Origin of the sequence: Thermophagus xiamenensis, from assembly GCF_900112795.1 — a bacterium.
GTDB classification, from domain to species: Bacteria; Bacteroidota; Bacteroidia; order Bacteroidales; family Marinilabiliaceae; genus Thermophagus; species Thermophagus xiamenensis.
This window is the reverse complement of record NZ_FONA01000016.1, coordinates 73,400-86,754: the sequence shown is the minus strand read 5'-3', so window position 1 is coordinate 86,754 and position 13,355 is coordinate 73,400. Positions and strand designations below refer to the sequence as shown.

The 13,355-nt window shown below is 38.6% G+C and carries 7 protein-coding genes; 1 reads left to right on the top strand and 6 read right to left on the bottom strand.

Translation table 11 applies throughout. The features are described 5' to 3' along the window. Window positions 1–329: 329 nt before the first annotated feature. The 6 genes from BM130_RS10600 to BM130_RS10575 all read right to left on the bottom strand — a co-directional run bounded on the left by BM130_RS10600 (window position 330) and on the right by BM130_RS10575 (window position 11,196). The gene (locus BM130_RS10600) at window positions 330–1,493 is read right to left on the bottom strand and encodes an exo-beta-N-acetylmuramidase NamZ family protein (RefSeq protein WP_010527576.1); all 1,164 of its coding nucleotides are present in this window, start codon (window positions 1,491–1,493) and stop codon (window positions 330–332) included. Between the two features lie 267 nt (window positions 1,494–1,760). Beyond that, on the bottom strand, window positions 1,761–3,464 hold the full coding sequence (locus BM130_RS10595; RefSeq protein ID WP_010527577.1) for a RagB/SusD family nutrient uptake outer membrane protein: 1,704 nt from the start codon (window positions 3,462–3,464) through the stop codon (window positions 1,761–1,763). Between the two features lie 67 nt (window positions 3,465–3,531). Beyond that, the gene (locus tag BM130_RS10590; protein WP_029626591.1) at window positions 3,532–6,771 is read right to left on the bottom strand and encodes a SusC/RagA family TonB-linked outer membrane protein; all 3,240 of its coding nucleotides are present in this window, start codon (window positions 6,769–6,771) and stop codon (window positions 3,532–3,534) included. 199 nt (window positions 6,772–6,970) lie between these two features. Beyond that, entirely contained in the window at window positions 6,971–8,836 is a 1,866-nt protein-coding gene (locus tag BM130_RS10585; protein WP_010527579.1) for an outer membrane protein assembly factor BamB family protein, read from the bottom strand. Window positions 8,837–8,884: 48 nt separating this feature from the next. Then, window positions 8,885–10,024: a dipeptide epimerase gene (locus BM130_RS10580; protein WP_010527580.1), complete on the bottom strand. Its 1,140-nt coding sequence runs from the start codon at window positions 10,022–10,024 to the stop codon at window positions 8,885–8,887. Window positions 10,025–10,032: 8 nt separating this feature from the next. After that, window positions 10,033–11,196: a C40 family peptidase gene (locus BM130_RS10575; protein WP_010527581.1), complete on the bottom strand. Its 1,164-nt coding sequence runs from the start codon at window positions 11,194–11,196 to the stop codon at window positions 10,033–10,035. A gap of 649 nt (window positions 11,197–11,845) precedes the next feature. Here BM130_RS10575 and BM130_RS10570 point away from each other — a divergent pair. Then, window positions 11,846–13,072, top strand: a complete 1,227-nt coding sequence (locus BM130_RS10570) for an exo-beta-N-acetylmuramidase NamZ family protein (protein WP_010527582.1) — start codon at window positions 11,846–11,848, stop codon at window positions 13,070–13,072. Window positions 13,073–13,355 lie beyond the last annotated feature (283 nt).

Below are 13,355 nucleotides of genomic sequence, written 5' to 3'. Positions count from 1 at the left end.
GCTATAATATTCTGTCTTTTAAAATAAAAAGCCACCTATCGGTGGCTCTAATTCTGTTATTATATCATACATGTAACCAAATTCCCTCAACCATGGTCACTTCTTAGTCCCAACTATAAATATGATGGTGTCTTTCATTGTAATTACATGGTCTTATTGATTAGAATCACATAGTGTTACCAATTAGAATCACATGGCGCTATTGATTAGAATCAAATGGTGTTATTCATCCGTATAAATTTTCCTTAAGTTATTAGTTGGATGGAACTCGCATGACTTAAATTTATACATGTTTTTATTGTTTAAAATTCCCATTGGTCATGTCCGCCTCATCTCTCGTAAAGTAAATATTTCTTTCTCAACACCTTAAACTTATCAACATCGTCAGCCCACATGGCTTTTATCTCTTCTGCCGATTTGCCTTGAATAATCATTTCCCTGACGTAATCCACTCCTATCAGCTTTTCAAAAAAAGGTGTAAAAAATTCATCTCCAATGTTCAAGTTATGATAGGCATCTATAAGATAGGACAGGTCGATCCCCTTTTTAAGTATTTCCTCATCGGACAAGCCTGAAAGATCAACACCGAAACACTTTTTATTTAATTGAGGGGGATTTTTGGCACCCGGCATACTTCTGGGGATAAAACTAAAGTCATATCCTTTCATATCGGGATGACCATAGACCTGAAACGGGAAGGAAGTACCCCGACCTAAGCTAACGGGGGTAGCTTCAAAATAACATAGTGAGGGATAGAGATAGATTGATTTCATATTAGGCAGATTAGGCGAAGGCGGTATGGGCACCCGATAAAGAGTATGATGGGTATAATTCTCACAAGTGATAACTTTCAAAGGGCATGATCGTCCTTCCGGCAGCCAGCCTTCACCATTCACCATCAGTGCAAGCTCTCCAAGGGTCATTCCATGCACCACAGGGATAGGCAGCCAACCGACACCCGACTTATGTTTCATATCAAGGATGGGGCCATCCACATAATGGCCGTTGGGGTTAGGTCTATCAAGGATAATCATCAACTTGTTGTTAAGGGCACAGATATCCATAAGCTTGACCATCGTAATATAATAGGTATAAAACCGGGTACCAACATCCTGAATATCTACCACCAGAACATCAAAACCATCCAAAATTTCCCGGCTAATAGTCTCCTTACCTCCCTGATATAATGAAAAAATTGGAAGTCCGGTTTTTTTATCCACCGAGTTGGAAACATGTTCTCCGGCGTCAGCAGTTCCGCGGAAACCATGCTCGGGCGCAAAGATCCCCATCACTTCAAAACCGTTACGCAGCAAAAGATCTACAAGATGCTCGTCGCCTACCATGCCGGTGTGGTTGGAAAAGATGGCGATACGGTGGTTCTTTAATAAAGGAAAATATTGCTCTGTAAGATAAGCTGCAGGAAGTACGTTTTGGGAATGTGTTGAAAATCCGCAAAAGAAAAGAATCAATATAAAATATTTAACAGGACTCATTATAAGAATGATTTAATTAAATGTCTAACGACCAAATTATCTTTTATCCGTATACCGTTTTCTTAAATTATTGGCCTGATGGAACTCGCATGCCCAACTTTTATTCATACTACTTTGTGATTATCTTAATTAATCATGCTCATTCCATTTTCTTCTGACGAATTGTCATCTCATTTTGGCAAATAAGTTATAACAAGTATACCTAAATATTCCAAAAAAGGCCACCCTAAAGTGGCCTTTTAACAAAAATTTCAGACAAAAAGGAAACTATTCAACTTCATCCCATCCTGGGTTCTGCTCCAAAGTATATCCATTATCCTCGTAAAGAGTAATTTGATCAAGAGGCAAAGGATCTAAGTAAACCCGAGGATCGGTGAAGGGTCTTTGAGTTTCTTCTGCCACCGCAGGAATTATATATCCTTCATCATCTCCTTCCAAAGTAACATTTTTCATACCGGGGAAGTCCTCTACGCGAATGTAAGCTCCACGATTAATATCAGTATTTTCCTTGGTGTCTGTATATTCGAGCTTTTTCCATCTCTTTAGATCGCTAAGTCGTTGCCCTTCAAATACCAGCTCTATTCTTCTCTCTCTTCTTATTTCCCAAAGCATTGCAGGCACTTCGGGATCTCTTTCGGGATCATCATATACAACATCGTTAACAGCCGGTTGTCCACCAATAATTTGTAAATCCGGTAAACCATTTTCGTAACGTCCTCTCAGCAGATTGATCGACCGATCAAGATCTTCCTGAGTAAGCGTACCAAGTTCGGCGCAGGCCTCTGCATAGTTAAGCAAAACTTCACCATATCTAATTACCGGAGCATCAGTAGGATTATACGCATTGGTAGCAATTGGATCATCCTTAATATCATAATTTAAAAATTTATCACAAGCATATCCTGTAGTAGAATAATTGGAAACAACTCCATTAATTCTAAGGGTATCTTCGACAAAGGTATCATACATTCTGGGATCACGATTGGCCATAACATTATGAATGCCTTTGTCACCTTGATAAACTGAGGATAAAGAAACAGGCAACCCATCGGAACATAGATAAGATTCAATTAAATCTTTTGAAGCACCCGTTTGGGCTTCTTGATTTACATATGAAAGAAGACTATGGGTTAAAACACCCTCAACGTAGCTTCTATATAAGATCATTTCAGGGTTACCTGCCAAATCCAAACTACTAAACATTGCATGATAATCAGGAGCAACCTGGTAGTTGAATTTCGTCATAACTTCATTAGCAGCCCATTTAGCCGCTTCCAGTAATTTCTGAACATTGGCATCCGGGACTTCATGATATTTCTGAAACGTTCCTTCCCAAAGCATTACTCGTGACATAAAAGCCAAAACCACTGCCCGGTTTACTACCAAACCAGGTTCTCCGTCTTCATCTCTTACATTCTCAGCAGCAAACTGAAAATCTTCCAAAACCTTTTCCATGACATAAGTTCTGGAATCTCTGGGTTTATAGAGATAATCTTTATCTTCCGGCTCAGGAACACGATCAAACCAAGGCACATCACCAAATTTTTGAACCAAACGTGCATATTCAAGACCTCTAAAAAAACGTGCAACCCCCATCCAATGGTTCATGGCTTCTTCATCCAATGGAACTTGTTGAATTCTGTCTAAAAACAAGTTTGCTTTACGGACATAAGTAAAACTCCAGCCGCCTCCAGAAGTAGGAACATTCTTGGTCCATTGAGGAGGATTAGAAGGAGCAAAATCATCATTAAGACTTTGACCTGAAAAGTAGCTCCCCCAAGTCCATCCGCTACCATATCCGGTAAAGAAATGTTCATAAAAACCTAGCGAGAAAGTTCTCACATTGGCCTCACTGGTCCAATAGTTCCCATCGGTCATATCATCGATGGGCTGCTTATCCAGAAAATCATCATCGCAACTCCAAAGATTCAATAGAGTTACACATATAAATAATATTTTATAATATTTCATATCACCAATATTTTTTAAGTAATTAAACCTCCGAAGACTAGACATCTTAAAGATTCCCTTTGCATAATTATAAAGTCAATTGAAGCCCAAAAGAAACAGTTCTTCTGAAAGGATAAGAACGTCCAAAGGCGAAGTCATAAGCACCATCGCGGTTTCCGGTTTCAGGGTCAATAGGAATATTCATGTTATCAAACTCAAATAAATTTTCACCACTGAAATAGAGTCTCAAACGATCGATGCCTACACGAGAAACTAAGGATTGAGGAAGCGTATACCCTACAGTAAGGTTTTTACACCTTAAGTAAGACATATCTAACAAATATTTAGTTTGACGCAAGAAGTTTCTGGCGTTATTGGTCCAATCATGGCTGGTAGGACGGGGATAAAAAGCATCGGGATTTTCTGGTGTCCAATAATCTTCCTGGTGCTCATACCATCCTTCACCGGGTCGATATCCGGGGATAAAGACGGGTCCTGTAGCCCAATAATCTCTTTTGCCAACACCCTGGAAGAAAATACTGAAATCAACACCTTTCCAGTCAGCACCAATCCTAAAGCTGTACTGATACCGTGGCAATGAATTTCCAATAACTTTTAAATCTCCATGGTCGTCAATGCTATTTGAACCATAATCGATTTTTCCATCACCATTAAGATCTTTATATTTTATATCTCCCGGGCCATAAAAGAACCATCCACTTTCGAAAATCGATTGTGAAGGAATACCGTCCTTAAGCACATATTTCCCCTCTTCAAGAACAAAATCTCCATTGCTATCTTTCACGAAATCGTCTTCGGTAAAGAATCGATCGGTTTCATACCCCCATATTTCGCCAATTTCTTTCCCTTCGTAATAACCGTAAATATTTTTACTATTTCCAGCAAACTTTGTCAACTCTTCCTTAAAGTCAAACAAGGAGGCAGTAGCATTAATATTAAGACCATTGGCAAATTGGTGGTTCCAGTCAACAGAAATTTCCCATCCAGTGGTCTGTACCTCCCCAAAATTTTGTTGAGGCGCGCTGGCTCCAAAAGTATTAGGTAAGGTTTCGCCACTAGTAACCATATCACTGGTAGTCCGGCGATACCAGTCAAATGTTAAGCCCAAAGCGTTATCCAGGAATCGAGCATCGAAACCAATGTCTAATGTAGTTACAGTTTCCCATGTCAAAGATTCCGGCACAACACGTGGACTCCAAATAGTAAGTTGATTAACTCCGTTAATTAACCAATTGGAATTACCGGAGGCCATAGTTGCAACATAAGTATTGGATCCTACATCATGATTTCCAATGGATCCCCATGAACCTCTAAGTTTAAAGGATGAAACATAGGGTTTTACAAAATCCATAAAAGGCTCTTCAGTAATACGATATCCAACCGAGAAAGAAGGGAAAAAGCCCCATTGGTCGTTAGACGGGAAATTGGAAGAACCATCATATCGGCCATTTAATTCAAACAAATAACGATTTTTGTATGAATAGTTAATCCGGCCAAAGAAACCTAAAGTAGACCAATGACTTCGAGCCCCATCCACATACTGGTCGCCTGTTGCAAGACCGAGTTCTGCTTTGTCTTTGTCAATAAGTTCTCTTCTTTCCGAATTATGACGCCAGTACTCAAAAGATTCTACATCAGTACCAGCCATCAATTTCAGGGCATGATCTCCAAAAGCATGATCATAAGTAGTGTAAGCTTTAAAAGTACTGGTCTCATCCCAGGCAGAAATATATTCAACACCGTTATAAGACGAGCTAGTATAAACCATATAATTATTTATACCGGTATTCCCCCAAAAATTATAACCTTCAGCCCATCCACCAGGCTCATAAATATGATTATTATTCTCGGTATAAGTATAATCAGCATCCAATGTAAGATCTTTTGCTAAATTCAAAGTAGTACCTATAGAAACCCTTTGAAATGTTTCCTTGTCTTCAATCATGTTAGCTTGAGAAACATCGGTAATAGAACTCCGGAATGGTTTTCCTTCATAAGTTCCATAAGGATAATATTTGGGCCAACGAAGCAGATAATACCAGGGATCAGCCTTAGTCCCGCTATAGGAAAAAGGAGTCTGAGTATTAGATTTAGACATCATTCCTTTAACTCTAAATTTTGCCCAATCGGTAACCTGTGTTTGCACATTAATGGTGGCATTATACCGATTATATTCATCCGGTTTAACTTTTAGTGCACCCCGTTGATTAAGATATCCAAAAGAAAGGTTATAAGTGGTTTTTTCGCTTCCGCCGCTTATAGTCAAATTATGATTTTGTTGGGGCGACCAATCACGAAGATAAAGTTCACGAACATCCCAAGGCCGGTAATAAAACCAACGTCCATCACGATACTCAAAATCTCTTCCAAGTACCATTTCACTACCCAAATCTTGTCCACCGTAAAGTTCCCGCCATTCTTTCATCTTTTGAATAGCAGTTTCGTCGACGTACATTCCCAAAGCACCAATAACATCGGTATTGGGATTAATACGTTTATAAGCGGCGAAAGCCATTTCTGCGCCTTCAACAGTACCGGCGATTTCCGGAATCTTGGTAGGGGTATTCCAGGAAAAGTTATTGGAATAGGTAACATTGGTTTTATCACTTTTATCTCCGGTTTTTGTTTCAATGAGAATGACCCCCCAAGCACCTCGAGAACCATAAATAGAAGCTGAAGCTGCATCTTTAAGTACAGAAATAGATTTAATATCATCGGGATTGATCATCATTAAATTGGGCACTTCAACATTATCCACAAGAATCAAAGGTTGAGCTTCGGTGTTCAGCGACCCATTAATACCCCGTAGGCTAATTTCAGGGTTTTGCCCCAAATCACCTGTAGAACTTGTAATCGTCAGACCAGGTGTAACCCCTTGAAGACCTCTGGCAACATCAGTGATTGGACGAGCTTCAAGAGTTTCTTCTACGTCAATACTTGAAACCGATCCGGTAAGATTTTCTTTTCGCATTTTACCATAACCAACCACCACTACGTCTCCAAGAAGAAGGTCCGAAGGTTGAAGATAAATGGTCAGAAATTGACCTGGTTCAACATCAACAACCTGATTTTCATATCCAATAAAAGAAAAGCGAAGTTGTGCCGGCTGTGTCGAAACGTTCAACTCAAAATTACCGTCGGGATCAGTAATGGTACCACTCTCGGTCCCAACTAAAATAATATTAACTCCGGGTATTGGTTCTTCTGTCTCTTTGTCCAGAACCTTACCCGTCACATTCTGCCCCGATGCAAAAACAGAAAGAAAGCAGAACAGAGCTAAAATAAACGAGATTTTTCCATTCATCATAGTAATTAATTTTACTGATTTAAAAATTAAATTAACGCTCTATATTCCATTCAATTAAAGTTTGATTTATTGTAAGTCTTACAAAATCATCAAAAATTCAAATTCTTAATTTTAAAAATCATCTTGATCTATATCGTTTTAGTTTTTACATTAAGGCTTCCGAATTTTTCTGGTGAACAAGTTGTGCACATAATCAAAATCAATAAGTCCGCTCCATCGGATATCGAATATTAATGACAACACCCTCCATCAATGTTAGCCATAGACCGTCCTTTTCATCCGCGACTAATTTGTTAATTGAAGAATTTCCAGCTTTATATTGCCACAATAATTGGTCACCCCGAGAAGAAACAACTGTAACCAAGCCATTTTTAGTGGCAGCGGCTACCCATCCTCCACCAGCAGCAATTGGACACGGATTATGATCATAGCCGATACCGGCATCAATGGTCCAAACCGTTTTTGGGAATGAAGTATGCGATGACATTGCAATAATGGAATCATTCATCAGTTTGGCGTAGACCTGTTTGCCATCAGGGCTTACCCCCATTGATTCCCTTACTTTATGCTCATTGGTTCTCCAAACCTCTTTGCCGGTTTTTAGGTCAAGAGCTGTCATATAACGATCAGGTGCAACAATAAAAACCTTTTCATCGGCAATAACCGGTCTAATGTTCCCTGGGGAAAAAAGTTTAACCGGTGACCCATTATTCCATTTCCATTTTAATAATCCAGTTTCTTTATCAAGACAGTAAAGATGACGATCCCAAGCCCCAAATATAATTTCCTCTTTCCCTATTGCCGGAATCCCCTGAACCAATCCAGAAATATCATTGAATTTCCATAAAACGTCTCCAGAAACCAGATCAATTTTCAAAAAAGTACTATCTCCACCACCAATATATAATGCATCATTTTCAATAATTCCTTCAGCGATGACCGGTGACCCTACATTAACCTTCCATATTTCTTTCCCATTAGTTGCATCCAGGCCAATAATATCACCTTCAATATTTCCAAAAGCAAGGATACCATTACCAAAAACCGGTGTTGAGAAAAGTGATCCATGGTAACGATGCTGCCACATAACTTTCATCTTGGGTATGTTTATACATTTCATATACCCAAGTGAATTTCCATATACCAATAAAGAATCCCCGATCAGACATGGACCGGTAAAAATAGAGGCGGTATCTTTCCATTCAAAAGTTACTTGCACATCAGAATATTGTGAATTAACTGAGTAATCAGGTAAAGAAGATTTAGGCAATGACAACAAAGTATCAGGTGAAATTAAACTGAAAGAAAAAAACGGATTGCCAGCATCCTTACCTGGTTCTTTATTAAAAACAATGGCACTATCATTTTTGAGTTCTACCAACGTAAACCCCGGATTGTCAAATTGTGGGGAATTAAGAGCGCGTCCCATTATTCCTGGAATACCATCAAAATTGAATAATTTAAGTCGATGTCCATGCCCACAGAATACTAGTCTGCAATTATATTTCTTTAAAATTTGTACAACCTCAGGCCAATTATCTAATCCTTCAGCCAAGGGATAATGGGCCAAAGCAATTAATTTTTTTCCGTGATTATCTGATTTTCGAAGTACCTTTTTCAACCATTGAAGGTCTTCCTGTTTCACATGGCCATCTCCCATTTTCATGTACGGACCTGTGTTAAAACCTACAAACAGGAAATCATCCGTAGAAAAAAGAAACCTATCATTACCCCAAAGCAGATTGAACATTTGTCCTGCCGATTCGGACCAGTTAGTCTCGTGATTTCCCGGTATAACATAATAGGGTACTACCAAGCGATCCAATGCATTTTTAGCAGTTTGCAATTCAGCATTTGATCCGGTATTAGTTAAATCGCCAGTAACAAAGACAACATCAGGTTTTAGATTATTAATATCGTCGACTACTTTATTTAGCTGACCTTCGGCTTTTGAACCCGGAGAAACATGAAGATCTGTCAAATGAGCAATAGTGAAAGTATCTGATTTAGATTTACAACCCACTAAAATTAAACAGATACAAAAACAAATCATTAATTTATTCATCGCCAAGGATTTTAAATCATGAATAAAAATTTGTAAAAACCTTCGAACTCATAATTTAACCACTCCAATGCCGGCTCCATCAGGTAATTTTACTTTACCATTAACTATTTTCAATCCATCAAACACATCATTGTTAATCAAAAGATTACCATCCAGGTCGGCCCAGTCGGCCAAGGGTGACAGATGAGCTGCAGCTGTTACGGCACAAGATGTTTCGGTCATGCAACCGAGCATAACTTTCATTCCCAATCCTTTAGCAGTAAGCGCCATCTGATGTGCGGCACGCATTCCTCCGCATTTCATTAGTTTTATATTTATACCACTATACACTCCCAGAATATTGGGAATGTCTTTAACGGTTTGAATGGCTTCATCGGCTATTATTGGAAGCGGACTGTTTTGGGTGAGCCAGGCAATATCATCAACAGCTGTTTTAGGCATAGGCTGTTCCACAAAAACAACTCCTTGCTCATTGAGCCAGTGAACCATCTCCAGAGCATGATGACGATCTTTCCATCCCTGATTAACATCAACACAAATCGGTTTGTCAGTAATGGCACGAACATTATTAATCATTTCCTTGTCGTTTCCACGTCCCAACTTAACTTTAAGAATATTGTATGGTGCCGCTTCACGAGTTTTCTCTCTAACGATTTGTGGTTTATCAATCCCAATGGTAAAGGAAGTGGAAGGGGTATGCATTGGATTAAAGCCCCATATGCGATACCAGGGCTGCTGCATCAGTTTTCCGACCAAGTCGTGCAAGGCGATATCCACAGAAGCTTTTGCTGCGTAATTGCCGGGTGCAATCTCATCAACATATTGAAGAATATCTTCTAATAAAAACGGCTCTTTAAATTGAGTCAAGTCTACCTTTTCCAAGAAGTTACTGACTGACTTATGGCTTTCACCAAGGTATGGAGGCATAGAAGCTTCGCCATAACCAACAACTCCATCATATTCCACTTGAGTAAGCATCACAGGTGTTGTCGTTCTACTACTCGTTGCCAGGGTAAATGCGTGCTTTAGCTGAAGGTCATATGGATAAAACCTTAATACCATTCTTTTTCCTTTTTTATTCTGTTTACTCTTATTTTCAGGCAAACAACCTGCAAACCCTGCCGATAACAAAGCAGAACCGGCAATACAACCCGAAGCTTTCAAAAATTCGCGTCTGTTTCCTTTCATCACCGTAACTATTTTTCAATGTACCATGGGTGCTCCAGCAAAGGAACAATACCTTCTGAATCAAAATTCTGTAAAACCCGTCTGGCTTTCACCAGAGTAAGCTTCCGAAATGAACTAAAGTTGGAACGGGTACTGTCAAGACTATTTACCTTTACTTTTCCTGCTTCATGAATAAATTCCGAATCTCCCAGATACATGCCCACATGTGTTATCTTTTTGCTTCCTTTTCGAGGGGCAAAAAAGAGTAAATCACCTGTTTGAAATAAAGTCCACCCTTGATTAACCGGAATAAGCTGTCCATATCTGGCTTGTAAAGAAGCATCTCTAGCCAGCTCAATTCCTTGGAGACGGTAAACTGTTTTTATGAAGCCACTACAATCGAGGGCGTGTACCGAAGTACCCCCCCACAAATAAGGGGTACGAATAAAATTCAATGCTGTATTCTTAAGTTTTTGAGGATTCACCTCAGGAGGAAAGTCTTTCTGGTTAAATGAGGATACCTCATCCTTCAATACATACCCAATAATTCCGGAAGGTGTTTTAACAACTATTTTATTCCCATCTCTTTCCACCTCTTCCAACAGACATCCGGCTACAACATCTCCACATATCTTTCCGGTTTCAACATCTTTAATTGTAGTGGATCGACTGGTAATCATCACTCTTGGTGATTTTTTCCATTCCATCAACCGAATAGAATCAACAAAACAAAGGGCAGCTTTCTCACACCATCCCAAATAACGATCAGGAGTCTGAATAAAAGCCCATCCACCATCTTCTTTTAATATTTTTACCGGCATTCCCATCAACCCCTGGCTCACCACAGGTGCAGTATGCGAAGCTTTTGACCGCATGGTGGCCACACTTAAATCAATTAATGCCCACGGTTGAGAAACATTATGAGGTAATACAATTATGCTGTCTTGAATCTGAAAACCATGGGAGCGTAAAGTATCTAACAGTTGTATTTTAACTTCCGAATTATCAGTTTCGCCTCTCAAAATGACAGAAAAACCTCCCAACCTCTCATATGAAATATCAAATACATGCTCCCTTAAATCTCCAACATACTCTGTTCGAAACCGATTAATTATTTCATCAATCTTTTGATCTGCAACACATCCGTAAAAGAAAAGCGATATTATTATAATACTCCCAATTAATCTATTCATATTTTTTCTGGTTCAATAATTGGTTTTTGTATTACATATTACTGGCTTCAAAAATAATGTTAAATTTTCAAACTACAAACATTTTTTAATTATTTTATATTATATGATATGTATTACATAATTCACACGGACTAAAAGCCTGTAATAAAGAGTTTTTACAACCTCTTACAGAAAGCAAAACCAACAATTAGGTCAAAAAAATAATTAAGCTGATTGAAATTTTAAATCCACAGACTTAAAAGAAAATGTCATGCGTATTTTAAGGCATAATTAAACAAAAAGATATTCCTACTTCTTAACTCCAAATCACACTTTAATATGATCATCCCAACCTAAACAACCCATTCATTTGCAATAAAGACGTTTACAAATCCATAAGGACTTAATACCCATTTTTCATAAGACTTTCTTCGTTCCTTATTGTTTTCCAATAACAAAAAATATATAAATTGAACTTCATTTCTCTCTATATAAAAAATCAAATCAATTTAAATTACTTTATATATTTGTATTTTGTATTACATGTTACAAACTTACAAATATTATTTTCCAAAAACAAGAAAATTATCAATTGGGGGCATATTTTTTATACCCCCTCTAGCGAATTACACTTTTTTTTCAATTAAACCCCTAAAAAAACACACCAACCATGAAATTTTTAGCTTTTCTATTAACCATCCATCTATTTTTTGCAACCACAAATGCTCAAGTAAAAACAGGGATAGAAGTCTTAAAAAATCAAAATTTTCTTCTACTAAAAGGGAAAAAAGTAGGCTTAATTACAAATCCGACGGGCGTAGATGCAGGTCTCAAATCAACAATAGATGTACTAAATGAAGCCCCAGAGGTTGACTTAGTGGCATTATTCGGCCCGGAACACGGGGTTAGGGGCAACGTCGCCGCGGGTGAAAAAGTAGAGAATCTAACAGACCCAGCCACAGGGCTGCCTGTTTTTAGTTTGTATGGCAAAACCCGGAAACCAACACCCCAGATGCTATCAGGTATCGATGCATTGGTTTATGACATTCAGGATATAGGTTCACGTTCCTATACATATATAAGCACTTTAGGCCTGGCCATGGAGGCTGCTGCTGAAAACAACATAGAATTTATTGTTCTGGATCGTCCCAACCCTCTGGGTGGAAATAAATTCGAAGGACCGTTAACAGAAGAAGCTTTTACATCTTTTGTCAGTCAGTTTCCCATTCCTTATGTACACGGTTTTACAGTAGGTGAGTTGGCTACTTTTATAAACAATAACCACTTACTTCCGAACAATTTGAAGTGCCAATTAACAGTTGTAAAGATGGAAGGTTGGCATCGGGATATGCTTTTCGAGGAAACAGGGTTACAATGGGTTCCTTCATCACCACATATTCCTCATGCTCATTCTGCTTACTTTTATCCGGTTTCGGGAATCCTGGGTGAACTTTATGTATTCAATATAGGCGTTGGCTACACCCTCCCATTCCAAACATTTGCGACAGACTGGATCGATGCCGGACAACTTGCCAGAAACCTGAACGAACTTAAATTACCGGGAATAATCTTTCGCCCTATACACTATAAGCCCTATTACAGCACTTATAAAGGGAAAGAAATTCAAGGCGTGCAGGTGCATTTAACCAATGTCCAAAAAGCACCTCTGTCCCTCATTCAGTTTTATGTTCTCCAAGAGGTCCATAAGCTACATCCGGATAAAAATGTATTTGAAATGTGTGATCCCTCAAGACTAAACATGTTTGACAAAGTGTGTGGGACCGACAAAGTAAGAAAAGCCTTTAGCAAAAACTTCAGAGTAGAAGATATAATTGACATTTGGTATGGTGACATTAATAATTTTCTTAAAAAAGCCGGGAAAAGTTTCTTATATTAGAATCTGCATATGAGCATACGCATATTAAATTTAAACAAGTACGAAAAGTAGCAGAGAAAATAAAATTTTTTTATGATGGCCATCGACCAACTACCCCGAACCCTCTCAAACCCGCAGCAGGACGTAAGGATTTAAGCAGGATGAGTTTAATTTAAGCAGGACTATAAGAATTCAAGCAGGGATGGCTAAAATTCAAGCAGGACAACAAGAATTTAAGCAGGGCCACTTAATTTTAAGCAGGATATCAAAAATTCAAGCAGGGGAAGTTTATCTCATTTGGTAA

Bases quoted from the DNA above. Each gene is read 5' to 3' on its own strand.
- BM130_RS10570 (WP_010527582.1), top strand. From the start codon at position 11,846: ATGAAATTTTTAGCTTTTCTATTAACCATCCATCTATTTTTTGCAACC.
- BM130_RS10595 (WP_010527577.1), bottom strand. From the start codon at position 3,464: ATGAAATATTATAAAATATTATTTATATGTGTAACTCTATTGAATCTT.
- BM130_RS10580 (WP_010527580.1), bottom strand. From the start codon at position 10,024: ATGAAAGGAAACAGACGCGAATTTTTGAAAGCTTCGGGTTGTATTGCC.
- BM130_RS10575 (WP_010527581.1), bottom strand. From the start codon at position 11,196: ATGAATAGATTAATTGGGAGTATTATAATAATATCGCTTTTCTTTTAC.
- BM130_RS10585 (WP_010527579.1), bottom strand. From the start codon at position 8,836: ATGAATAAATTAATGATTTGTTTTTGTATCTGTTTAATTTTAGTGGGT.
- BM130_RS10600 (WP_010527576.1), bottom strand. From the start codon at position 1,493: ATGAGTCCTGTTAAATATTTTATATTGATTCTTTTCTTTTGCGGATTT.
- BM130_RS10590 (WP_029626591.1), bottom strand. From the start codon at position 6,771: ATGATGAATGGAAAAATCTCGTTTATTTTAGCTCTGTTCTGCTTTCTT.